This window comes from Grimontia sp. AD028, from assembly GCF_000973155.1.
In the GTDB taxonomy this organism is placed as follows: domain Bacteria; phylum Pseudomonadota; class Gammaproteobacteria; order Enterobacterales; family Vibrionaceae; genus Enterovibrio; species Enterovibrio indicus.
The window spans coordinates 1-25348 of sequence record NZ_LASY01000122.1; the positions used below are offsets into that span (position 1 = coordinate 1).

18 protein-coding genes are annotated in these 25348 nt (G+C 49.3%); 4 read left to right on the top strand and 14 right to left on the bottom strand.

Going from position 1 to position 25348, the window contains the following annotated elements:
• Positions 1-102: 102 nt before the first annotated feature.
• The 5 genes from RN22_RS20950 to sbcD all read right to left on the bottom strand — a co-directional run bounded on the left by RN22_RS20950 (position 103) and on the right by sbcD (position 8210).
• Complete coding sequence (locus RN22_RS20950) at positions 103-1056, bottom strand: PstS family phosphate ABC transporter substrate-binding protein (RefSeq protein WP_046307406.1); 954 nt, start codon at positions 1054-1056, stop codon at positions 103-105.
• Positions 1050-2345: a phosphate regulon sensor histidine kinase PhoR gene (gene phoR, locus RN22_RS20955; protein ID WP_002535665.1), complete on the bottom strand. Its 1296-nt coding sequence runs from the start codon at positions 2343-2345 to the stop codon at positions 1050-1052. Before phoR ends, RN22_RS20950 begins: the two co-directional genes overlap by 7 nt.
• 58 nt (positions 2346-2403) lie before the next feature.
• Positions 2404-3093 (bottom strand): phosphate regulon transcriptional regulator PhoB, encoded by a 690-nt coding sequence (phoB, locus tag RN22_RS20960; RefSeq protein WP_002535663.1) that lies wholly within the window; start codon positions 3091-3093, stop codon positions 2404-2406.
• A gap of 210 nt (positions 3094-3303) precedes the next feature.
• Positions 3304-6978, bottom strand: coding sequence for an AAA family ATPase (locus RN22_RS20965; RefSeq protein WP_046307407.1), 3675 nt, complete (start codon positions 6976-6978; stop codon positions 3304-3306).
• The gene (gene sbcD / locus RN22_RS20970; RefSeq protein ID WP_046307409.1) at positions 6975-8210 is read right to left on the bottom strand and encodes an exonuclease subunit SbcD; all 1236 of its coding nucleotides are present in this window, start codon (positions 8208-8210) and stop codon (positions 6975-6977) included. The genes RN22_RS20965 and sbcD overlap by 4 nt, the downstream gene beginning before the upstream one ends.
• A gap of 122 nt (positions 8211-8332) precedes the next feature.
• Here sbcD and rdgC point away from each other — a divergent pair, with 122 nt between their 5' ends.
• The gene (rdgC, locus tag RN22_RS20975; protein WP_197076329.1) at positions 8333-9244 is read left to right on the top strand and encodes a recombination-associated protein RdgC; all 912 of its coding nucleotides are present in this window, start codon (positions 8333-8335) and stop codon (positions 9242-9244) included.
• A 73-nt stretch (positions 9245-9317) separates the two neighbouring features.
• Here the strand turns inward: rdgC and RN22_RS20980 are convergent, their stop codons facing one another.
• Positions 9318-10595 carry a peptidoglycan DD-metalloendopeptidase family protein gene (locus tag RN22_RS20980; RefSeq protein ID WP_046307413.1) on the bottom strand — a complete coding sequence of 426 codons (1278 nt, stop codon included), beginning with the start codon at positions 10593-10595 and terminating at the stop codon, positions 9318-9320.
• A gap of 263 nt (positions 10596-10858) precedes the next feature.
• Here RN22_RS20980 and yegQ point away from each other — a divergent pair, with 263 nt between their 5' ends.
• A complete protein-coding gene (gene yegQ, locus RN22_RS20985) occupies positions 10859-12256 on the top strand; it encodes a tRNA 5-hydroxyuridine modification protein YegQ (RefSeq protein WP_002535657.1) in 1398 nt (465 codons plus the stop codon).
• Between the two features lie 3 nt (positions 12257-12259).
• The gene (locus tag RN22_RS20990) at positions 12260-12514 is read left to right on the top strand and encodes a YfhL family 4Fe-4S dicluster ferredoxin (protein ID WP_046307415.1); all 255 of its coding nucleotides are present in this window, start codon (positions 12260-12262) and stop codon (positions 12512-12514) included.
• Positions 12515-12594: 80 nt separating this feature from the next.
• On the opposite strand, the gene mepA is transcribed toward RN22_RS20990, so the two are convergent.
• The 8 genes from mepA to RN22_RS21030 all read right to left on the bottom strand — a co-directional run bounded on the left by mepA (position 12595) and on the right by RN22_RS21030 (position 23368).
• Positions 12595-13443 carry a penicillin-insensitive murein endopeptidase gene (gene mepA, locus RN22_RS20995; RefSeq protein WP_082111453.1) on the bottom strand — a complete coding sequence of 283 codons (849 nt, stop codon included), beginning with the start codon at positions 13441-13443 and terminating at the stop codon, positions 12595-12597.
• Between the two features lie 131 nt (positions 13444-13574).
• Complete coding sequence (locus RN22_RS21000; RefSeq protein WP_046307418.1) at positions 13575-15497, bottom strand: TonB-dependent receptor domain-containing protein; 1923 nt, start codon at positions 15495-15497, stop codon at positions 13575-13577.
• A 146-nt stretch (positions 15498-15643) separates the two neighbouring features.
• Positions 15644-16348 (bottom strand): response regulator transcription factor, encoded by a 705-nt coding sequence (locus RN22_RS21005; RefSeq protein WP_046307420.1) that lies wholly within the window; start codon positions 16346-16348, stop codon positions 15644-15646.
• Positions 16349-16456: 108 nt separating this feature from the next.
• Entirely contained in the window at positions 16457-17323 is an 867-nt protein-coding gene (locus RN22_RS21010) for a sugar phosphate isomerase/epimerase (protein WP_046307422.1), read from the bottom strand.
• 1 nt (position 17324) lies between these two features.
• Positions 17325-18596: a DUF6005 family protein gene (locus RN22_RS21015; protein ID WP_046307424.1), complete on the bottom strand. Its 1272-nt coding sequence runs from the start codon at positions 18594-18596 to the stop codon at positions 17325-17327.
• 9 nt (positions 18597-18605) lie between these two features.
• Positions 18606-19862 (bottom strand): AMP-binding protein, encoded by a 1257-nt coding sequence (locus RN22_RS21020; RefSeq protein WP_046307426.1) that lies wholly within the window; start codon positions 19860-19862, stop codon positions 18606-18608.
• A gap of 7 nt (positions 19863-19869) precedes the next feature.
• On the bottom strand, positions 19870-21591 hold the full coding sequence (locus RN22_RS21025; RefSeq protein WP_046307427.1) for an IucA/IucC family siderophore biosynthesis protein: 1722 nt from the start codon (positions 21589-21591) through the stop codon (positions 19870-19872).
• Positions 21578-23368, bottom strand: a complete 1791-nt coding sequence (locus RN22_RS21030; RefSeq protein WP_046307430.1) for an IucA/IucC family siderophore biosynthesis protein — start codon at positions 23366-23368, stop codon at positions 21578-21580. The genes RN22_RS21025 and RN22_RS21030 overlap by 14 nt, the downstream gene beginning before the upstream one ends.
• A 152-nt stretch (positions 23369-23520) precedes the next feature.
• Here RN22_RS21030 and RN22_RS21035 point away from each other — a divergent pair, with 152 nt between their 5' ends.
• A complete protein-coding gene (locus RN22_RS21035) occupies positions 23521-24936 on the top strand; it encodes an MATE family efflux transporter (protein WP_231590946.1) in 1416 nt (471 codons plus the stop codon).
• The last annotated feature ends 412 nt before the right edge of the window (positions 24937-25348 follow it).

Consider the following 25348-nt stretch of genomic DNA (forward strand, 5'->3'; position numbering starts at 1 on the left):
CTCGAGCATTTTTCCTGCGCTATTTCTGATCAGCCACCTACTGTGATTGGTATAAAACACCCTAACCAACAACAATAAAAAACGGTGCCGAAGCACCGTTTTTTATTTTTCTAGTCCGAGCAGGATTAGCTGCTGTTCAATCAATTCATCCGGTAGCGGCACAAAGCCTTCTGCTCCCACCAAAGCCTGTCCCTGACGGGAAAGAATAAGCTTAACGAATTCCGCTTCCATTCTCGGTAAAGGCTTATCCGGTACCTTGTTCACGTAAACAAACAGGTAACGTGAGAGCGGATAAACACCGGAGATGACATTATCGACGGTGGCATAAACCTGCTCGCCCTCGACATCCAGTGGCAGCATCTTCGCCCCCGCTGTGCGATAGCCCACCCCAGCATATCCAACCGCGTTGAGTGATGAGCTTACCGATTGCACCACAGAAGCAGAGCCCGGTTGCTCATTCACATCCGGGCGAAAATCGCCATCGCAAAGCGCCTGATCTTTGAAAAATCCATAAGTGCCTGACACCGAGTTGCGGCCAAACAGCTGAATATTTCGCTTTTTCCAGCTTCCCGGAAGACCGAGCTGCCCCCATTTATCAATCCGCTCGTTGGAACCACAACGCAGCGTTTTGGAAAACAAGGCATCAACCTGCGTCATGTTCAGTACATCAAGCGGGTTGTCTTGATGAACAAATATCGCCATCGCATCAATCGCGACTTTAATCGCCGTTGGCGGATAGCCATACTTTCGTTCAAACAATTCAATTTCACGCGGGCGCATTTCCCGGCTCATGGTGCCAAACTGCGCCGTTGCTTCAATCAACGCTGGCACCGCAGTAGAAGAGCCCGACGTCTGGATTTGCACATTGACGCTTGGGTAATACTTTTTGAAAAGCACGCCCCATTGAGTAACCAAATTAGCCAGAGTGTCTGAGCCAACAGTCGACAGGTTACCGGAGATATTATCTACACGGTGATATAGAGGGAGGTGATCGTCAGCGGCAGCAGGTGCTGCCACTAATAGAAGTCCAATCAGGGTCAAAGCCCGTTTTAACATGCCAGACGCTCCGGAAGGGTGAACGAGAACGTACTACCCTGTCCAACCTTACTTTTGATTTCAAGCTCGGACTCGTGATGATTCAGCGCATGTTTCACAATGGCCAAGCCAAGACCACTGCCGCCCGTTTCACGTGATCGCGCTTTATCGACGCGATAAAAGCGCTCGGTCAGTCTATCGATATGTTGAGGCGCAATACCTTCACCACTATCAATCACTTCCAGCCTTGGCCCTTTGCGGGACTTAAACCATCGGACTTTAATTTTAGCGCTGGCTGGCGTGTGTTTCACCGCGTTATACACCAGGTTAGAAATGGCGCTGCGAAGCTGATCTTCATCACCCAACACTTTAAGCGAATGGTCGATTTCAAACTCAAAGTCATGCGCCTGATCGCCACTGAGTGTCTGCGCTTCTTTTTCCAACACATCAAGCATTGCTGGCACATCGACTTTCTGATCCAGCGCGATCTTCACACTCGCCTCAATTTTCGACAGAGTCAGAAGCTGTTCCACCAAACCTTCCATTCGGGTCAACTGCTCGGTCATCACTCCATGAGCTTTACCCCACATTGGCCCCACCAGCATTTCTGGATCTTCAGACATTTCCAGATAACCACGCAGCACCGTCATTGGCGTACGAAGTTCATGGGAAACGTTGGCGAAAAAGTTGCGGCGCATACCTTCGAGCTGTTTAAGCTGGGTAATGTCACGCACTACCATCAGGTACTCGCCTTCTGCATAAGGCATGGTACGAAATTCGAGGGTTTTCGATGCGTGCAGGGTAGAGCGCATTTCAAACGGTTCACCCAATTCAGCACGACTGAGATACTCAATAAACTCCGGCGTACGGATCAGGTTGGCAATGTACTGACCGGCATCGTCAGGCATACGGAAGCCCAGTAGCTCCTGCGCCAGCTTGTTACACCAAACAATCGAGCCGTCGTGCTCAAACACTACGACCGCATCGGGCAGAGATTCTGCACCATTGCGGAAACGGCGGATAAGGTTAGCAAGCTCTTTACGACGACGACGGTTACGCTTTTGCAGGCGGTAGATACCGTTAAACAGCGGCGTCCAGCTTCCTGAGCCGGTTGGTGGTGTCAGGCTGCGTTCTTTCCACAGCCAATCAGAGAGTTTGAGTTGGTGGTAGAAGTTCCACAGCAACACCAAAACCGTTGCCAATAGCAACAGCCAAGGCAGACCGCCAAAGAACCAGCCTATGAGAAACCAGGGTAGATAAAAAAAAGCCAGCTCAAGAGCCAGCTTTTTCCATGTAAGTCTTTCGACCATCAATGTCTCCAAGATGCCACCCGGTGGCCTTCGGATGACCTATGACAATAATGCGTTATCAGGTGCGCGTTGAGAAACGGTAGCCTGCGCCACGAACCGTTTGTACCAACTTGTCGTGACCGTCTTCTTCCAGCGCTTTTCTTAGTCGACGAATATGCACGTCAACGGTGCGATCTTCAACATAAACGTTAGTGCCCCAAACGTTATTAAGAAGTTGCTCACGACTATAAACACGCTCTTGGTGGGTCATAAAAAAGTGCAACATCTTAAACTCGGTTGGACCCATTTCCAGCGGCTTTTCATTTGAAGTGACGCGGTGTGATACAGGATCAAGCTTCAGACCATGCACATCAATCACGTCATCCAGCGACGTTGGTGATACTCGGCGCATCACGGCTTTCAGGCGCGCCATCAGCTCTTTTGGTGAGAAAGGCTTGGTGATGTAATCATCCGCGCCGACTTCGAGGCCGCGTACTTTATCTTCTTCCTCGCCACGCGCTGTGAGCATCACAACTGGGATTTGGCGGGTCAGTTCATCACGCTTGAGATGTTTGATCAGGTTGATCCCCGAGCCGCCAGGCAGCATCCAGTCCATCAGGATCAGTTCAGGGTAAGGCTCGCAGATTTTTTCCAGAGCACTGTCATAATCTTCTGCTTCTACGGCCTGATAACCTTTTTGTTCCAGCACGAAACACAGCATTTCGCGAATGGGTGCTTCATCTTCGACAACAAGTATCCGTCTTACCATTTTTCCATACCCAGTTAGAGTGGTTTATTTGTATTTCTTGGACGCCATTATGTGATTATATTATGACATTTTTGTGACCTTTCGCGAGGTTTGGCGCGGTAGACAACCAGATACTGCCTTTTAATCCAGATATTTACTGACTGTTTTTCACCCGCCTAACCTACTGGACACAGCATCAGCCTTCGCTTCGGGCTAACTGCTTCTCTTTTATCAAGAAACGCGGAATTTGTTATCCAGCTCACTAACACCCAAGCCTGTTTTTTTCGAAACATGAAGCTGGGTAGGAATGCGTTCTTTCATCGCTTCAATGTGACTGATCACCCCGATCATCTTGCCGGATGCATTCAGGTTATCCAGTGCATCCAGCGCCACATCCAAGGTTTCACTATCCAGTGTGCCAAAGCCTTCATCGAGGAACAGTGAGTCGATGCTGGTCTTGTGACTGACGAGATCCGATAACGCCAAAGCCAATGCCAAGCTGACAAGGAAACTCTCACCGCCCGACAGGGTTTTAGTATCACGCTCAATATCACCCTGCCAGGTATCCAGCACGCTGAGTTCCAACCCTTCACCCTGCTTGCGGTTCAGTTGGTAACGTCCATGGATTCGGTCGAGTTGTTTATTCGCCAGATACACCAGATTATCCAGCGTCAGACCCTGCGCAAACTTACGGAATTTATCGCCTTTTTGTGAGCCAATCAGTGAATGCAGATACTGTATATCATCGTATTCCGCACGCAGGCGTTCTATCTCGGCAAACAGCGCCTGTTGGTTTTCTCGTCTTTGATGATCAGACGCCAAAGCATGGCTCAGCTCACCACTTCGGCGTACAAGCGTTTCCACGGCCTCTGATTTTGCCGCTAGCGCAGACTCCACCTCATCATGCGGGGTTTGCTGCCACACTTCTGCCTGGTCATGGGCTAGCACTTCAACCACATGCTGACACGCTTTCTCCAGCAGCACCTTGGCACCCTCAAGAGTATTTTCCAGTGCGCGTTTATCGGCAAGTAACTGCTGTTTTTCTTCCTCCGGAAGCAACGCAGCTTGGAACATTTCCAGAGAATCAAAAGGCGAAGCTCCAAGGCTTTCTTCCCATTGGGATGCATAACTCTGTGCCTCGGCATTCAGCGATGCCAGCGACTGAGTTTGGCTTGCCACTTCTGCCTGAATCGCGCGCAGATCGCCCAGACATTGCTGCGCAAAGGCTTGTGCTGCTTGATGGGAAGCTTCCCCTTGTTCCGTCTGAACTGCAGCGCGGCGCTTTTCCTGTTCCACCAGCTTGTCACCAAAGAGCTCAGTGCGTTTTGCTTTCGCAGCTTCAAGCTTGCCGGTCAGCGAATCAATCTCAGACTGAAGCGCGCCCAGCTGCTCAGCCAGTGTCTGGCTCTCTTTCATGCAATTTGAAAGTTCAGCCTCAAGCAATGCCACCTCTTTGGCCAAGACTTCTTTTTGCTGCTGGTTTTGCTCCCATTTTTCGGCGTCTTGCTTTCTCGACGCCAACCAGACTTGAAGCTCATCATGTTCAGGAGCTTGGTAACCGCTGTCTGCGATTTGCTGGCTCAGCACGCTTTCGAGGGTCTCGAGGTAATCAAGCTTCTGGCGCCTATCAGCAGCCAGTTTCTGCCCTTCCTGTTTTTTGCTTTCGATGGTCACCGACAGAATGGAGTAGTGTTTCTCGATGCCATCCAATGCACGGGTGGCTTCATCCCAATGCAGCTTTGCCTGCTGCAGGGTTTTCTCTTGCGCTTTGAGTGCATTCAAGGTTTGGGTCAGTGCGTCACGTTGCTGGGTTTGCTGCTCGTTGAATGCAACAAAGGCGTCGCGCTGATCGATAGTCAGGGCAAAGTTGAGAGGCAATGCTGCCTGGGCCCACTGCTCGCTAAGCGCCATTTGTTGCTGCTGACAACGCAGGAGATGCTTATCCAGCTCTTCGATGTAACGCTTCGCCGCCTCAAGCTTCATACTGGTTTCTTTGCCAGTGTGCCCCAGCTCTTCTAACGCCACCTCTGCCGCTGACTTTTGCTGCAGGGTTTCAGAGACATTGAGGACAGCTCCAGACAAGGCAGGATGCTCGGTGGAGCCGCAAAGCGGGCAGGCTTCATGTGGCTGCAATGCCGCACGATATTGCGCAAGGTGTTCTTCCTGACTGACCAGCTTTGACAGTGCTTCAATCAGTTGCATCTTGTCTTTGTATTGCCGTCGAAGCGAAGTGACTTCAAGCTCTAAGCCTTTGGTTTGCTGAGTCTGTTCCGCTAGCGTTTGGCGCTTTTCCGCGCTCTCTATTTCCAGTTCCAGCCATTGCTGCTGCCATTGGCCTAACTGGAAGTAAGTGGAAAGTTGCGCATTTAGCTGCTCGCGCTGTTTATCCAGAGCGTCAACATCACCATTTGAGGTTGCTTGCTTAAACGCTTCTTGCTGTGCTTCCCATGCTTGTTTGGCTTGTTCGCTTTGGCTTAGTGCCGCCTGTTTTTCTTTCTCGGCATTTTCCGCTTTCGCGATCTCCGTCTGCAATTGGGCATTAAGCTCACTTTCGTATTGCGTCAGTTTGCCAATCGCATTTTGTTCTTGTGCGATCTGCTGGCCCATCTGCGCCCATTGACCAAGGTGTTGTTTAAGCTGGCCCGCAAACTGATGGGTGGTCAGGTAGGTGGAAACGGCTTCCAGAGCCTGCTTTTTGGTCTCAAGGTTCTCTGTGGTTTTTTCCTGTGATGAAGACAGATCAGCCTGCTTGGTTTTCAGGCCCATCTGTTGCTGCAAAAACTCCTGCAGCCGCAGAGATTGGTGTTTGATGTCGGTGTCGAGCGGCAAGACTTTCTCACTGATAAGCACTTCCAGCTCGCTTTGCTGGGTTTTCGCCAGTGTGAGCGCTTCTGAAGCTTTCACTAACCCTTCGTCAGCCTGCGCGCTCTTTTCTGTGTTAGCTTTCAATGCTTCCTGTTTGATAGCCAGCAAAGCGGTCGTTGATTCCACGCTTTTCAACGATGACTGCCAACGCTCATAAGGCATACGCAGCTTTTCCGCTGGCTCACTGTTGGTGAGTTTATCCAGTTGTGGTTTGGCTGCCTTCCAGTTTTCTTCTGCAGTTTGTAGCTGTGCTTCGGCCTGATTTTTCTCTTGATGGCTTTTTTGGTGCTCTTTCCACCATGTCAGGTGCGCCGTGAGCTCGGTCTGTTTTTCGCGCTCACTCTTGAGCAAGGCTTCTGTTTCTTCCTGTTCTTTTTCGAGGGCTTCAAGCTCCTCGCTACTCAGCAACTGCACGCCTTTCGCTTCGGCCTCTTTCTGGCTCAAAGCCTGCTTTGCTGCGGAAAAATGCTCATGTACTTTTTCAGAAATCCGGCCATAAATTTCCGTTCCGGTCAATTCTTCCAAAAGCTCCGCGCGCTCGTTTTCTTTGGCATTCAGGAAAGCGGCAAACTCACCTTGGGAAAGCATCATAGATTTGGTAAAGCGGGCAAAATCGAGACCAGTAATACGCTCGACCAAATCATTTTTCTGTTTCACCTGAGTGGCGAGCACCTTGTCGGTTTTCGCGTCCACCAGCTCCACATCCGCTTGCTGTAAATTACCGTCCGCTTTTCCACGGGAGCGGCGCATGCTCCAAAACGCGCGGTACGGGTGGCCTTTTACTTCGAATTCTACTTCGGCAGAACACTCCGCCGTGCCACGGGTCATGATTTCATTGCTGGAAGTGGAGATCAGCCCCAATCGCGGGGTCTGGTGATAAAGCGCCAGACAAATCGCATCAAGCAGTGTGGTTTTACCCGCGCCCGTTGCGCCGGTAATGGCGAACAGGCCATTGTCCGAAAATGGTGTTTGAGAGAAATCAATCTTCCATTCGCCTTTCAGCGAGTTCAGGTTTTTAAAGCGAAGGCTCAGGATTTTCATTCTTCACCCTCCGCATGCTCAACTTCCGCCACAATTTGGGTGAACTGGGTTTGAATCCTCTCTTTACGCGCAAGTTCGTCCTCCCCTTCAAACACCTCTAGGGCAAGTCGCCTTTGGAAAACATCATTCGGTGTCAGCTCAGACAGGGTTTCTTTCGCCTCTTGTGTCAGCGCCTGAGCTTTTGGCCCACGGGTGCGCTGAAGCTGTAACACCTCTACATTGAGCCCTTCAGTCATCAGCTGAATACGTTGTTGTAAATCAGATAGATAGTCCTGCACAGAGACCTCAATGTGCAGCCAGACAGCTTTTGGATCATCATGTTCCAAATACTCTGAAAGCTGTACTTCTATCTCTTCCAGTGACCCTTTTAGGACACCCATAGGCTGAAAGCTCGGGACGCTGATCGGCTCGATACGCACGCGCTGGTCACCGTCGAATTCCACCAGCACTACCTGTTTGTTGAATTTGAGTTCATCAAAGCTCAAAGGGATCGGAGAGCCGCTGTATCGGATATGTTCAGACTTGGCGACAATCTGAGGGCGATGGATATGCCCTAGGGCAATGTAGTCGGCAGGCGGAAAGCCATCTGCCGCAAAGCCATCGAGCGTACCGATGTAGATATCACGCACGGATTTAGATGGGCTCACGCCAAGCGCGGTTAAGTGGCCCGTCGCGATAATTGGCACTTGCCAGCCGTTATCATCGCGCAGCTTCACTGCTGCCTGATACAACTCGTGGTAGTGGGATTTAATGGCATCACCCAGCGCCTGGCGCTTTTCCGTGCCGGATTCTCCAGCTTGACTGGTCAACACATCGCGGGGGCGTACAAAAGGCACCGCGCACACAATCGCACCAATTTCGCCATCGTGGTTTTTCAGGGTAATGAGTTGGTCTTGCAGATACTCGCTGGTGTTTGCCACCACATGGGTATGCAGGCAAGCCAGCAGGGATTTGGATTCTCTGAGCGTGGAAACCGAGTCATGGTTACCGCCCAGTACCACTAACGCACAGTTGCGCTGACTGATGGAAACCACAAACTGGTTATACATTTCACGGGCGTAACTTGGCGGCGAACCTGTGTCGAAAACATCTCCGGCCACGATGACGGCATCAATCTGATTTTTATCTATTTCCTGTAAGAGCCAGTCCAGAAAAGCCTGGTGTTCCTGCTTGCGGCTTTTGGTGAAAAAGTTTTGCCCTAAATGCCAGTCTGAAGTGTGGAGTATTTTCATTGAAAGGTGTGCGCCTGTTCTTGTGCTCAGTGCCTGATTGTACCGTATTTGAAGCGACATTCTCTGCCTGATGCAATACCATGTGGCCTTTGTCATTACCGGATGGATAAAGCCTCGCCATGATTTGGTTCAAGAATATTTTCACCTACCGCCTGACCCGAGACATCGACCTCGACCCGGAGCATATTGAAAAACAACTGTCTGAATTCCGCTTCACGCCCTGTGGCAGTCAGGACATGCAAAAGTTCGGCTGGACCACCGCGCTGGGTAAACACGGCGACATGATGACGCACGTCAGCGATGGCAACATTCTTATCTGTGCCCGTAAAGAAGAGAAAATGCTGCCAGCCTCGGTGATCAAAGATTCACTGACCGCCAAAGTGGACGCAATGGAAAAAGAACAGGGCCGTCCGCTGAAGAAAAAAGAAAAAGACAGCATCAAAGATGACATCGTGATGGATTTGCTACCACGTGCATTCAGCCGTATGAGCCAAACCTACGCGCTGATTATGCCAAAAGCGGGTCTGGTGCTGGTTGATGCAGGTAGTTCTAAGAAAGCAGAAGACATTCTGGCGCTGCTGCGTAAATCCCTTGGCAGCCTGCCAGTGGTACCTGTTGAAACTAACAAGCCGGTTGAGCTGGCAATGACAGAGTGGGTTCGCTCTGGCAACGCACCAAAAGGTTTCGAAATCGGTGAAGAAGCTGAGCTGAAAGCCATTCTGGAACAAGGTGGCGTGATCCGTTGTAAGCAGCAGGATCTATCGAGCGATGAAATTCTGGCTCACATCGAAGCAGAAAAGTTAGTGACTAAGCTGGCGATGAACTGGCAAGACCGCATTGAGCTGATGCTGTGTGATGACATGTCCATCAAACGCATCAAGTTCTCGGAAGAGCTTCGCGACCAGAACGCAGATATCGACCGTGAAGATGTGGCGCAGCGCTTGGATGCAGACCTGTCGCTGATGTGCGGTGAGCTGGGTGCTTTCCTGCCAAATCTTTATGAAGAACTTGGCGGTGTCGACAAAGGCGAGTAATCCTCTTCTGCGCTTTGCCAAAAACAGAAAACGGGGCTTAGAGCCCCGTTTTTTTTATTCCTTTGGTTCGTGCTTACTTGAACTGTGCTTTCAGCATTTTCTTATCGTAAGCCGCGACAGATTTCTTAAAGTCCGTCATTTCAGCACGCGCGACAGACGTCGCCATTGGAATCTTCGCCGTCATCGGGTTCACTGCGCGGCCACGAATCAACAACTCGTAGTGAATATGCGGGCCAGTAACACGGCCACTTCGACCAGACAGCGCAATACGTTGACCGCGGGTCACACGCTGACCCTTACGCACCAGAATCTTGCTGTTGTGCAAGTAACGGGTTTTGTACTGGTTGCCGTGGTCGATAACCACGTATTTACCCGCATAGGGGTGATTACGCACCATCACTACCACACCATCACCGGTAGAAACCACAGGCGTACCTGTTCTCACCGCGAAGTCAGTCCCGTTGTGCGGCGAAACACGGCCAGTAACCGGGTGTTTACGACGTGGGTTAAAGTGCGAGCTGATGCGCTCTTTACGATTAGTCGGATAACGCTGGAAGGCACGTTGCAGACTCTGGCCGTCTTTGTCGTAGTAGTTACCATCAGTGTGCAAGTAAGCCGTGATCGGTCGGCCACGACGTTCAATACGGATCGCTTTAATTTCACGCGCTCCACTCGCCTGCCCATCCACAAATTGCTCAGCACGAACGACTTCAAACTTATCTCCGGCGCGAAGATCGCGAGAGAAGTTCATCTTGTCCTTGAGCAGATTGGTAATCACTTCCACATCGTTGTAGCTCAGGCCCGCACGACGCGCAGAGACCGAGAAACTGCCTTCAATATCGCCAACAGTGACAGTTTCAACCCAAGTCCCCGGAATCGACACTTCGTTGAATTCATAGCTGCCATCATCAAGTTGTACATATTGCACTTTCGAGGCGATATTGAACTCAAGCTCTAGTTTTTGCAGATGTTTTCCATCAGAGTCAACCCAAAACCGCAGGATGTCATTGGGTTGCAGGGTATCGATGCGAAGGTGGTTAAGGTCAGCTTCCATCAGCTTTAACAGGTCACTATACGGAATGCCGAGCTTCATGAAGATTTCGCTCAGACTGTCGCCCGTCTGAATCGTATATTCGTAAGCAGGAAGGTCGACGGCACTTTCCGTCTTTAACGGTTCTTCTTTCTGAATAAAAGAAGGGACGACAGATTCTGGCAGATTGAGAGGGACAATCCGGATCGGCTCTTGTTGTAGCGTATTAAAGGATACTGCTACCGTCACGAGCGACAAGCCCATCAGGCCAAGCATCGATTTAGACAGCATGCTAAATCTCTTGGTTTTCTTTTCGTACATCAGTCCACATCTCAATGTTGCAGGTTCTTTCGCTTTAAAAAAGCCGAGAATATCCTTACAACGTACATACCTTTTCAAACTTGTGTCAAATCATTCACTAAAAATGAATGTCGACCTGAATCATCCAAAAGACAACCTTTTCTGCAAATGGTTTCCCGATCGGAACTGGCTATGTTAACAAGATCACAGTAAAATCGCCCGCTTCCCCGCACCACTTTTTGATGCGGCCTGACTTATACTCAGAATTAGTAGAAGCAATGACTATGTTTGTACCAGAACTTTTGTCCCCAGCCGGTAGCTTGAAAAACATGCGCTACGCCTTTGCCTATGGCGCTGACGCGGTATATGCCGGCCAACCTCGTTACAGCCTTCGAGTGCGTAACAATGAGTTCAACCACGAGAACCTGCAAATCGGTATCGATGAAGCGCATGCGCTTGGCAAGAAGTTCTACGTGGTATGTAACATCCAGCCGCACAACTCAAAGCTGAAAACCTTTATCCGTGACCTGAAGCCAGTGGTTGATATGGGCCCTGACGCACTGATCATGTCTGACCCAGGTCTGATCATGATGGTACGTGAAGCATTCCCAGAGATGGCTATTCACCTGTCTGTACAGGCGAACGCGGTGAACTGGGCGACGGTTAAGTTCTGGCAAACCCAAGGCGTTGAGCGTGTGATTCTGTCGCGCGAACTTTCGCTGGAAGAAATCGAAGAAATCCGCAAAGAAGTGCCTGAAATGGAGCTGGAAATCTTTGTTCACGGTGCACTTTGCATGGCTTACTCTGGCCGTTGCCTGCTGTCTGGCTACATCAACAAACGTGACCCGAACCAAGGCACCTGCACCAACGCATGCCGCTGGGAATACAAAACAGAGAAAGCAACGGAAGACGAAACAGGCCAAATCGTTGAGATCCAGCCTGCAGCATCGGTTCAAATCCAAGAAGCTGAAGAACGTCCAGACAACACCATTGGTCTCGGCAAGCCTACTGATGAAGTGGTTCTCTTAAGCGAAGCACATCGCCCAGACGAAAAAATGGCGGCGTTTGAAGATGAGCACGGCACTTACATCATGAACTCGAAAGATCTGCGTGCGATTCAGCACGTTGATCGTCTGACTAAGATGGGCGTTCACTCGCTGAAGATTGAAGGCCGTACCAAGTCTTTCTACTACTGTGCACGTACCGCACAGGTTTATCGTAAAGCGATTGATGATGCCGTTGCAGGCAAACCGTTCGATGAAACCCTGATGACCACGCTGGAAAGCTTGGCTCACCGTGGTTACACCGAAGGCTTCCTGCGCCGTCACACCCACAGCGAATACCAAAACTACGACTACGGCTACTCAGTGTCTGACAGCCAGCAGTTTGTGGGCGAATTCACCGGTAAGCGCCGCGAAGGCATGGCGGAAGTGGAAGTGAAGAACAAATTCATCACTGGTGATTCACTGGAGCTGATGACGCCGAAAGGCAATGTGGTCTTCAAACTGGACGCGATGGAAAACCGCAAAGGTGAAACGATTGACGATGCGAAAGGTAATGGTCACTTCGTTTACATTCCAGTGCCGGAAGATATGGATCTGGAATTTGCACTGCTGATGCGTAACCTGACCGACGGTGCAAACACCCGTAACCCAAATGCTCCACAAGCGGTGAGTGCGTAATCGATGGCACTGCTGATCACCGAAAAGTGCATTAACTGCGATATGTGTGATCCTGAATGTCCGAATGAAGCGATTACATTCGGCGCAGAGATCTACGAAATTGATCCGGACAAATGCACGGAATGCGTGGGTCACTATGAAAAGCCAACCTGTCAGTCGGTATGCCCTATCACCAACTGCATCATCATTGATCCTGAACATCAGGAAACCAATGATGAGTTACTGGAAAAATTCGTCAAACTCCAGGGTTTGGTTTAAACATTACTGGGTTAATGAAGAAAAGCGCCTTTCGGCGCTTTTCTTGTATCTGGGCATTGGTTGTATAGGGACAGGGGGAGTTACTGGGTTAATACCACCTCACACTGACCCGGTTTTATCTTCACCCGCTTTTTCTTAGAGGTGGTCACTACTGATTTTGTCTCATCGACAGGTTTCGGGCGCCAACTGATCAACTCCGCACCACACCCATCGCCCGCTGGCGGTGCATTCTGGGAAATACAGTTTAAGCTTCCTTCCGGACATTGAAGCCTGACATGCATGTGATAGTGATGTCCCCACCAAGGGCGAACTTTGCGTAGCCAGTTTCTGTCTTCCCATGCCATTTCACACAAGGTCTCTTTAATCACAGGGTGGACAAAGATACGCGCTACCTCTGGTTCAGATGCCGCCACTTGAAACAGGATGGCATGCTCTTTCATCCAGTTATCACGTTTCAGTGCATAATTCTGCAAATCCACCAAGCTGACAGCCGTTGGGCTTTCCAGGGAATCTTTGGTTAGCGATTCCGGCGCAAAACTCAGCCAGATATCGGCGTCTAATCCCGTCTGGTGGCTGGAATGTCCTTTGGTGAAATTACCACCGCGCGGCATGGAAATATCCGCAATCATCAAGTCGTCCAAGCCGAACCTTTTGGTTTTCTTTGCCAGCTTAGAAAGATAAGCAACCATGTTCGGGTGGCCGTAATAACGGTTCCTTGAAGGACGAATCACCTGATACCCTTCCCCTTTCAACGGCAAGGCTTCACCACCACTCAGGCAGCCATTGGCGTAACTACCAATCGACTGCTCAACACCAAGATACGGCTCCTGCACCTCTTCCCAAGGGTTGGCTTCTGCTGGCGACATCGCCATCCAGAATCCAAGCAGAAACATGAAGATAAACAGAATCATCAGAAGGTCTTTTTTCATGGTGTCATCGCCACTGAAGGTATCTATTGAAGCTTAGCAGTCGGGACTTACGAAGTTTATGGAAGGTTACTTGAAGAAGAAAAATCTGTCGTGAAGATCAAAAAGGAGAGGCCTAAGCCTCTCCTGCTGCATTAAAAAGCGTAAGCCACATTGAATCGGATATCTCGTCCCGGGTCCATCGTTCCTTTGGCAATGGCATTCACTTCGCCATAACTTGCGTGGTCACGGTAGGACTCATCAAACAGGTTCTTCACCGCCAGTGACAGGGTTAGTTCTTCGTTGGAAATCGGATTCCACTGCCCGTAAATATCATGCAGTGCATAACCATCTTTCTCTTCATAACCTTCTGCTGCGTGGGTCAGTCGTTCAACGAGTCGACCTGTGTAGCCTACTGCGATAGCATCGGTTACCTGATAATTTACTTCTGCTATCCAGGTATCGCCGATTGATGTACCAATTCCTTTGGTATCGTCACTCAATGGAACACCATCCAATTCTGGACGGGACTGGTTGTAGCTCAGGCTGGTTGAGATGCTTTCCCAGTAGTAACCAGCGCGTGCTGTAAAGCCCTTGCTTTCTAAGTCACCAATATTGGTCAGCTCTTTGCCTTCTTTGCCAACAATATCCTTCACTTCACTGACGTAAGCTGTTGCAGAAAGACTCAGGTTACCCGTCAGCCAGCTCACGCCCACTTCCGAGTTCTTTGCCCGCTCTGCTTTTCGGTCAGCGGCACTTTTAGCACCATCCAGACGGAAAATTTCACGTACCTGAGCGCCACGGAATGCTTCCGCATAGCCAGCGAAAACACTTAAGCCATCGATTATGGCGTAGTTAAGGCTCACGTTCGGGCTAAAACCATCATGACTAAAGCTGTGTGCATTCGACTCAGTCAATGAGTAGCTGTCATAGCGGCCACCAGCGCTGAACAGCAGAGCTTCGGTCAAGGCAAAGTCACCTTGCAAATAAACACCGGTTACATCGCCCTTATCTTCATCCGAGCCGTATGTCGGACTACCGAGCCAACCTTTGTCTCTGCGATAATCCACGCCATAAATCAACGCATGGGCACCGAACGATGAAGTATTGCGGAGATCAGCACCTACAGATTTTGCCTCACCCAGATAGTCACCCCAAGGGCCATCGATATGTTTGAGTGAGGTTTCAGTGTTGTAAGCCGTGAGTGACAGATCCAACCAGGCAACATCTGAAGGATTCAGCTGATACTTGCCCGTAATGGTCTCACGCTCCATTTCCTGGTTAATCGGCGCATTTTTCTTGCTCGGTTCCCACTGGGGACGGTGGTAGCGGTGTGCTTCATCCTGACGGTTGTCATAGCTGAACGTCAGTTTTTGAGCATCGGTCAGGTTTCCAACCAATTTCAGATAACCTACTGAATTTTCTGCTCCCGTGTAAGGCTGTTCATTGCCATCACCGTCAACAAAGTTGTCCAAATCCTGATAAGACAGGGTAGCAAGCGCACTAACATTATCAGACAACAGACCATATGCGCTGAGTGTCCCTTTGTAGCCTTCGGTATTGGAGTAATAACCTGCCTTAGCTGACGCCCCAAAGCGCTGACCTGGCTGCAACAAATCTTCGGCATCTTTGGTTTCAAAACGGATAGCACCACCCAGTGCGCCTGCACCGTCGGTAGCGCGACCAGCACCGGCGGAAACTTCAACCTGCTTAAGCAGATCCGGTTCAATAGAAATGCGTCCCTGATGGTGGTAAATATTCCCGGATTGAACCGCACCATCGATGGTGACATTCAACATGGTATCTTCAAGACCACGAACATAAATCTTCTGTGACACACCAGAACCACCACCGATTGATACCTCGGCATCACTTCTGAAAATGTCATTGATGTCATTCGCCTGGCGTTCTTCCAACTGCTTGGCATCAATAAACACTTCTGTGGCAGCGAGTGGATTGCCAGTTACCACTACAGTTTCATGATCTTCAGTGGTATTTGCGATAGCAGATTGAGAAAACAGAGCGGCGATAACAGCGGCACTGAGTGGAGAGATTTTAAAAGAGCTTCCTTGAAACATTACAACGTCCTGCAACTACAATGATAATGATTCGCATTATTATTCATTGATACGTTGTGCTGTAAACGCCTTTTACAACTGTTACAAAGTCAGCCTAATAAAACTAATTTATTGATATATATAAAAATAGCGCCAGATGGCGCTATTTAAGAGAAGCAATATCCTTTTCCATGGGCGGTCTGTAATCGCTCAGCCGCCATGCCGACCCCCACCAGCTTCTTACGCACTCTGCTCAAATGCATATCAAGACTGCGATCGTACTTTTGGAAGTCCCTCGCCAATACCTGCCTGTAGAGAAAGTCTTTGGATAACACCTGATGCTGCTGGAACACCAATGTCCAGAGCAATTTGAACTGAATGGGTGTGACAGAGACTTCCTCTCCATCATAGAAAACAGTCTGATATTTTCTGTCCAGTACCAACTCGTCCACCACCAATTGGGTTTTGTTCTCCTTGGTAGGAATCTGAGCGCTTCGCCTTAGCACGGCAGCAGCACGCCAAACGATTTCATCCAGAGGCTGCTGCCTCGTTATATAGTCATCAGCGCCAAACAAAAAGCAGTTCATGCAATCATGGTGATTGTATGTATCATCCAGCATCAGAATCGGCGTTGCGGCCTCCTCCCGGTAGCGTTTCAGCAAACGAAAACCTTCCATTTCAGGCAGGTCGGCAGCAAAGATGACGAGATCGAGATTGGTGGATCGATAGATGTCTGAAGCCTGTGAATCAGAAACACAACGCCTGATGGCAAAGCCTTTCTCATTGAAACGATGTATCAGCTTTTCGCAATACGTTCGGTTTCTGTCAACAATCAGGATTTGCCCTGCCGATGGTGCACTGTGTAGGGACATTCCGTTACCTAAAGGTTACTAACTCATAAACGATAATGATTTCGATTATCAATATCATTATTTAAAGTTAAAGCACGAACCTGCTTTAGGGAGACCGAGATCACATAATCAGGTTAAATAATCTGGGCAGCCAACAATTCTTGATGAGTTCTCTCTCAGTAAGCTCAGTTTCATCTCATCCAATGCCGCTTTGTCATCCAATAATGTCTGTTTCACATTATGTCCAAACCATTCCAATGAAGCAGTCGCTGCAGGCTTACCGAGTACCTGTGGCAAAAACTGTTGGTAGTCCATTGCCCCTTCCAACAACGGCACCATGCCGTATCGACTCCCTGCTGGCGAGTAGACGTTTTCCGGAGCGAAAACGGTTAGCAGCTCCCGCGACAGCACATTCTTGAGGTGATAATGACCAACGTGCTCTTCTACCTGCTTATGAAATTGAGCTGGATCCTCGCCGGACTCCCACACGTGCAAGGTGTCGTAATTCAGCTTCAGTGCTGGATGATCAACTTCTTCAATCAACTGCACGATTGATGATGAGGTGTCGGCCAACGTACCGGGATGGGTTTCTACCAACACATCCAAACCCTGATCGGCGGCGTACTCACAGATCCCTCTCAGGCGCTGAGTCATTTCTTTGCGCGCTATTGCTCCCACTTCGCTACTCGCTTGGTGACCGGCAAAAGTGCGTACCTTCTTGGTATCCCACTGTTTTGCCAATCGACAGATATGACGGCATTTTTGCCAGGCATTGCGCTTATCACCCGCAATGGGCAAATAGTCACTCAACATGGAAATCGATAGTCCCATGTCGTTAAGCCACTTGGCATCATATTGCGGCTGTGCCTCCAGGCTCAGGGCATGAGCTCCCCAAAGCTCAATACCCTGAAACCCGTGGCAACAAGCCCACTCCGCCAGATTGTCCATTGAAACAAGCTGGTGTCGGAATGAAATGGTACAGATTGAAAGCTGCATATCAGGCAACCTCTACTGCCGCTTCAAGCGGTAAATCGTTCAGTTCGCACCAATCACGATAGACTTCGTTGAGGCGTTTTTTGATGCGAAACTCCGTACGATCCTGCTTATTCAGCAAGGCGTAGATCTCGACCTGCAGATCCAGATCGCCAGTTTCTGCCAGCTTCATGATTTGGTATTGGATCCGACTATAGGTTTGGATGAGCTCTTCAATGACATCACACCAGATCTCAAAATCATCATCGGGCAGACCTAGCGCGCGCCAGAAGAAAGCAAAGCCGTGCTCGTAGGCATACTTACGCACCGCGATCACCCGAATTTCACGCAATGCCAATGATAGGTCCGTGAGTTTTACCCCTGCATAACCGCGGACATGAGCGTCCAGAATGCGTCGAATGGCACTCGTCAGCGGGTTACCGTCAGCAATAAAGCACGCCTCAAAGTAAGCTTGAACATCGCGGTCATCTGCATGTTTTAAACCGGTTTCGTCGAGCAGATAGCCGCCTGCCACACTCGGTTGGGAAATCGCATTGAAGATACGCGCGCTTTCGAGCTCACCTTCCCAACGGAAATCCGGATCGGACATAAAGAGGTTTTTCGGATCATGGGTGTTCTCAAGCATCACATAGTGTGGAAATGGGTTCTGGTTGAACTTATTCTCACGCTCAGGCAATTGATACATATCCAGCATCACCATCAGGTGTGAGGTTTCTGCTTTGGTTGCCAATAGACGCTGCATTTCTTCAATGTTTTCTTGTTTGGTTTTGCCTTCGTCATACCAAGGAGCAAGCGCCACACCATACAGGCGGTGGTACCATTCAAGGAAACTGCCATGGTTTATCTCGTCGGAGTGGTATTGAAGCTGGTAGTTCTCACTGATGGTGAAGGTCGCATCCCAAACGCCGAAGTAAAACGGACGGTGATCAATGCCTTTTCGCTTTAAAGACTCACAGACGCAACTGACAAAGCAATGTACTTTGACGTCTTCAAATTCTTCCTCCTGCGCTTTTGGGGCAGGCTCATTACGTTCAATGCGACACAGGAAGTCCGCCAGACTGGAAACCGTCGCATAGTCTGCCGCGGTAATATTTTCCTCCGGCACGGTCAATCCCAGATCCAGCTCAAGGTGCAGGATTAGCTGAAGGATCAGCACCGAATCCAGATAAAGGTCTTCATTCAGCCTTGCACTCTCACTGAATTTTTCCATGTGGGCATTTTGCATGTTGTCGCTCAATACCTGGCGAATGGATGCAATCAATTGTTCGCGTTCCATGGGCGCTCCTTAACCTATCGCTGGAATGGAAATTTTGCTTTGAGACAGCACGTTACGGTTGATCTTTCCGTTGGCCATCTTTTCAATCACGGTGCATTGCTCGATATCGACGGGCAGTTGGTAGGATGCCAACCGTGTCGAACACCATTTTCGGATCCGGCTTGGCTCAAGTGCATCGCTTGCAACAAACTGCAGACAGACCCGTTCGCCTGATAGCGGATCCGAACGTTTGAAGACCACGGCTTCGGAGATCTCTGCGATCTCAAGTACCACGTTCTCAACGTCCTGTGGGTACACATTCAGGCCAGAGACATTAATCATGTCGTCGGCACGGGAAACGAAGATCAACTGACCCTGCTCATCGAAATAGCCAAGATCTTTGGTGAAGATGATGTCATCCCCTTTTTGCACCACGATCTCTCCCGGTCTTGATGTGTCGATACCGGCATTGACCTTGAGATGTCCAAGCGGGGTACCGATGTGATTCGCCGCTTTGGTATCGGAGTTAATGGCAATACAGCCAGCTTCTGAGCATCCATATTGCTGGAAGACATGCTTGGCTTTTTCACGCAACGCCTCAAACCAGGCTTTGGGTAACACAGTGCCCGAGGTCATCACGGCATTCAGTTGTTGGCCTTTCGGGTAAAGCTGCACCACTGAGTGAATCAAAGCTGGGGACGAATACAGCAAATGATCCGGCGTCGTCATCAGCTTTTTCAGCAGGAATTTCGGGTTAATGTTGTTAATGATGACTGGTGATTGACCGCGCTTCAGTGCCACAAATACGCCAGCAATCAAGCCATAGGAATGGGTGATCGGGCAGGCGATCAGTGGAGTCATCTTGTTCGGCTTTTTGAACTTCGCGACGTAGCTTTCTACTTCTTCGTCGATTGAAGACCAGCTTCGGGTGATCACCTTTGGTTCACCGGTGGTACCGGAACTGGTTTGCACCAGCACAGCCACGTCATCATCACCTTCCTGCTGAAGCGACATCGCAGGTTGCCCTTGTTCAAATAGCAGGACGTGGCACTGAGCACGTGTTGCTAATCGTTTGGCAGCAAGACGGGGCGTCGGTGCGAAAATAGGGTAAAAAGAGCCGCCATTGGCTTTCAGGTACAAACACACCGCCAGCAGATAAGCTGGATCTTCTGTGCATACAGCAAAGCGCTTCCCTGCGCAGCTGCCAAGTTCAGGGTGTGAGCGGAATGCTTCGTTACTGCGCTCAAAGAATTCATGACCGAAAAAGTCATCATTTACGTAAATCATAACGTCCCTATTTTTGAGAATATTTATGAAATGGATTAGGCACCATGTGGTGACACTCAGCCTGACTACCTGTGAACTTTCGGGTCATCAGAGACTCCGTCAGAACCTTTGCCTCGGTGTAACCAAGTTGCTGCAAGCGGCTATCAAGTTCTGGGTGGTCATCGGCATAGTCTTCGAGCTTTTGGCCTACCATGTTCCAAAAGCTTTGTTCGCTCATGCCGTAGCTTTTTTCTATGAGGAAAGAGACCTCTGTCAGGCTGTAAATAAAGAGGGTGTCCATCACCAATTCACGCAAAAGCTCCACAGAACTCATGCCGTAGTAGTCATCGATCGGAGCATCGGCGAGGAAAGGTTCAATGGAAGCAAAGTCTGGTAACCATTCTGGATTGGCCAAAAATGGCAGGTGATATTCCACGCTTTCATGGAAATCCCGCACTATAACCCGTTCCGGCCAGCCATCACGATGAACCAACACCATGTTCTGACCATGAGGTTCAATACCAATGCCGTGTTTAACCAATAGATGCCATACAGGTAGCACCACGACATCGATTAAACGGCTCAACCAGATATTCAAACCATAGGTTTCTACCCAGCCAGCAATGAAAGGTAAGCCGTCGTCTTCAAGCATCATTAATGCGTTAAAGGGAATCGCTGACTCACCCTCACACAATTTTGGCTGCATACTCTCGCGGAAGATAACCGCAACTTCTGAAGCCAACGGAGACGTTTCAGATGTCATCCCTGGCACATGGAAACGGGCACCTGCGTACTCTTCCAAAATAGAGAGCGCCGACAGTTCGAAGTCACTTTCAATAATCCGGTTAAGCCAAGAAGAAACCACAGGCGCCAGACAAATAGAGTGCGGTGCCAATGTTCGCTTCGATGAGGTATTCACCATACTCAAAGGCAATTTGATATTGGCTCTATCGGAATAGCTTGCATTCATTAAGGTGCGAACAGATTGCGATGCGGTGTATTGATCAGCTCCCAAGCCCAGAAATATGAGGGTTTGATCCGCAAGTGGCTCAAGCAACTGTTCTTGCTTCAACTGTTGCCATTGCCATGGATGCATGGGCAACAGCGAATATTCATCCCAACTTTTGTCCTGTGCACACAGTGCCCCAGACAGCCTTAGCCATTGTGTACGGCCAAGCTCTTTGAGCCAGAAAGCGTCATGGGGTTGTGGTAAATTTTGTTTGATGTGGGTGCGCTTAACGGCGAGCCAACAAAGGTAAAAAGGCTTGGAAGATTCAGGACCGTAAGCCTCGTGATCTGCAGCACTGAACCCTGTACGCGCCTTAAAGGAAGGATGGTAAGGATGTCCTTCATCCAGCGAGCCTTCCAAGGTTTCAAAATCTTGGTATCGACGGGATTCAGGCTTACTGACATGACGACGGTTCCATTCGCAAAGAGCAGCTGTTTGTGAGAACTCTTCGGCAAGCGCATATTTGGTTTTCTCTGTTGCAGGCAAATCTTCAATGATCTGCTGCCAATGCGCAGAAACATTGGCTCGAACACCATCGATACATAACGACTGAATATCGAGTCGATAGCGACCAAATACGCCTCGCTGACCCGAGATGAGATATTCTCTTTCCCCAAGCTTCCAAGCGAACTTCCCCTCTTTATCAGAGACTTCGACGCAATTTTCAAACAGTATCGCTTCTATCAGTTGCTTGATGACTCTTTCAATCGCTGACAAGTTCTGGCTATTAGGCAGAGGCATAATTCACCTCCATTGGCTCTTCCAGACAAGTCATCACAAGCGGGTTGGAAATCGTGCAGTAGATAGCTTGTTCGTTGTCTGCCAGCAGCTCATCGACATCATGAACACGGGTTAACAAGTTAGCTTTTACCGGGATAGCTGATTCTGACAGCAGCTTTTCGACAAACAGTTTTCCCGCACCGGACAGGGTATTTCTCAGCGCATATAGCCTCTGCTGAACGAAGCTGATAAGTATTCGCTCTTCAACCAGACCATCTGCTCCCATGCGGCCAATGATGGAGAACAGGTGGTTGATGAACAGGTAATAAGCAAAACGATCGCAGATAACATCGTCATCGAAATAGAGAGAGTCTACGGTGACAGAATCCGGTTCCATGGTTTCAAGATATCCACGATACGCTTTGGAAAGATAGAAGCCTTGGTTATCACGGAAGTAATAAACCGACGGAAGCCCCTCTTTCATCTCAATCACACTGTTCTGCTGGTGAGCTTCAAGCGCAATGCCATGTTCGTCATAAAGCGCAATCATTGGTTCTATGGCGCATTCCCAGTATTTGGCGAACCACTTGATGGCAATGCGCAGGTAATCTGCTTCATTTCGGTTCGCAAGCTTGCTGATAACGTCATAAAGCATTGAGCTTTCACCTGGCATTGGAGACTGAGTCAATGCCGCGATGGTAACCACATCTTGAGCCCTGCCTTCTGGGAAAGGATTTTCGCGTATGATGACTTCAAAACCACTTTCTTCCTGACCAGGCAAATCGACCGTGATGTATGCGGGATCAGTAATGACCTTGAAGCAAGCATGGCGCTCACTGAAACCCGTTTTTCGATATAAGGTCGCCATGACCACACCAGCATCCAACTCATGGCGTTTGTTAACACGCAGTGAGTTGGTGATTTTTACTGGCAGGGAGAATTTGTACATCCAATCCAGATTCGGGTGATAGAGAGAGCGCACAGAAGATGTGGCGGTAAACTCAGGGCCATAACTTCCCAAGTCCTTAATATCGCCCTTCTTTATCAACGCTCGAATATCGTTTTGATGAAGAAGCCACTGCGCTTGAAGAGGATGCATGGGAACCACAATATGGGTTTCTGGTTTATCCGCCGCAGCAGGCAAAGATTCAGTGATCACTTCTTCTGCGGTCAACGGGATCGCAGACCGTTGCTTGATCAGAGCGCGATCAATACTGAAGTAGTGAAGGGGAAAGCGCCCTTTAGTTTCAGGTGCATAGAATGCATGGTGATATTCCAGCATCCCTTGGCGGCTTTTCGGTGTGGGATGCTGCCAATGACCAAAAAGCAATGATTGCTCGGCATCAATGAAATTTGGCTTGCTGAGCGATGGATCGCCACGACGCTCTTCAATGTATTGCGTCATTAATCGCTGGCTCTCTATCACACGCAGCATGAGCTCTTGCTTGCACTCGAAAGCGGCTGACTTTGCGTGGAAGATCCCTTCAATCAGTTGTTGTAAAGCATGCGTCTCTGAGACCACTTTCCAAGAGAACTTATCAAATTGAATCAGTACTTCGCCAAATCGGTGATTCCCCACCAATGAGCGGTATTCAACATTTACGGCAAGCTTTCCTACTAAATGTGGCAGTGAAATCTCGACAATCCACTTGTCTTTTGCCACATCCCCCAATCGGCCCACCGACATCTGCCAGCGTGAAGCGGGAGACCAATCTCCAGCGTCGACCTCTTTCAGATAACAGTTAAAGAATGCTTGAAAGGATGCTTTCTCTGCGATGTTGCTGGCTATCTGACTCACGTTTCCCTCGCCTTATACCAAGCGCGCCTGAATGGCGTTTAATCTGATAAGGCCAAGGATCCTAATTGATATTAATTCTCATTACACTAAAAGTTACCATTGTTACAACACGCCATAAGGTAAGTCCCATATCACCTTTACTGCAGATGAACATGGCTTTCTCTTCACGCATCATGACCGTCCATTATTCTCTCTACACAATGATTATGACTTCTAAGAACCGTGTGTTGGACGCACCGATAGTCCCGACCTTCTTCTATTTCGCCATTCCTTCATTTATTGGTCTCGTTGCTATATCCAGTGCCAGCATTGTTGATGGGATGTTTGTCGGCAGATTTCTGGGTGCAGACGCGCTAGCGGCCATCAACCTGCTCATTCCTTACATCACGTTTGTTTTCGCCGTGTCTTTGATGATTGCAATTGGCGGAACGGTTCAAGCAGGGGAACATATAGGCAAGGACGAACTTGATAAAGCCAATGCAGCCTTCACGCAGTCTATGTTAGGCGCATTTGGGTTTAGCGCATCGATGGCGATCATCAGCTCAATATTCAGCACAGAACTCTTTTACTTTCTAGGCGCACCGGTTTCACTTCATCCGCTCATGGAGCGCTATTTCAGTGTTCTCACCGTCTGCATGATTGTCCAGCTGACCACCATGGTGCTCTATTACTTTGTACGCGCTGATGGTTTCCCAATGCTCGCAACGGCCGCGCTTATAGTAGGCGCAGCGACCAACATCACTCTTGATTACGTTTTCCTGGGAGTGCTGGGACTTGGGATAGAGTGGGCTGCGTGGGCAACAACCTTTGCACAGGTACTTCAGCTTTCGGTGCTTATTTTCTATTTCGCAAAACCTTCGAGAACCTTGTCACTCTCTAAAGCAGGATTAGAGATAAGGAAGTTTGTGAGCGCGCTTATCAATGGCGCTTCGGAATTCATCAATGAAATTTCAGTGGGTATCGTTATCTTCACCGTACATTGGTTATTGATGAAAAATGGCGGTCAGGAAGCGGTCGCGGGTTTTTCAATTGCTAACTACATTTTGTTCGTCAGCATGATGATGTTCTACGGCGTGGTCGATGCTATCCATATTTTAGTCAGTCAAAACAAAGGGGCGGGTAACCTACACCGTATCAATCGTTTCATGGCACTCGCTGCAACCACCATTGTGTTTATTAGCAGTGCCTTGGTTTATCTTTGCCTTGTAAAGCCCGATACAGTGACCGAGCTCTTCCTGACAGATCTGGATGAGAAAGCATCTTCACACGCTCTCAGTTACATCGCCATTATATGGCCATGCCTGATGCTAAGCGGAATTAACGTTCTTATTTCCGCTTACTTCACCGCAATGCAACTGCCAAAACAATCAGCAGCCATCGCGTTGAGTCGAGGATTGGTACTCCCTGTTTCACTGATCTTCGGTTTGGTTATTTTCTTTAAAGACCAGCACTTCCTTACTGCGCTTCCTCTTGCCGAATTCTTTACCCTCCTCATAGCCTGCGCTCTGTTTATCAGGCAGCAAAAGCACATGAGCATAAAAAGGCATCTAGCGACCAATAGTGCTTAAACGACAAAGCCCTGCTGGTTCAGCAGGGCTTTAAATAGTATCGAGTCATCTTCCTGCCTGTCCTTCGACAATCAACATCTACAGCAACCTGATCAGTTGAATCACGAATTCATGGTCATCATTTAAAGAAGACTCAAACTATAAAGAAGTGAAGCTGAGGATTGGCTGCAAAAAGGATCTAAAGGATCTATAGTCGCACACAGTAAGTGGCACCTACCTCTGGCGCGACGGCCCAAAGTGAGCAGAATTATTCTGGATCGCAGATAGCTAAAAACGCAGCCTTTCGTCCGGGACGCGTAGTCTTAGGTTTCTTTAAGAAGTGGTGGAGCGGATGGGACTCAACGGGGACGCCTAGTTGCGCACGGCCAGTGCCGTGACCCAAGGTGCGCAGCACTTTTCCGGGTCGCACATA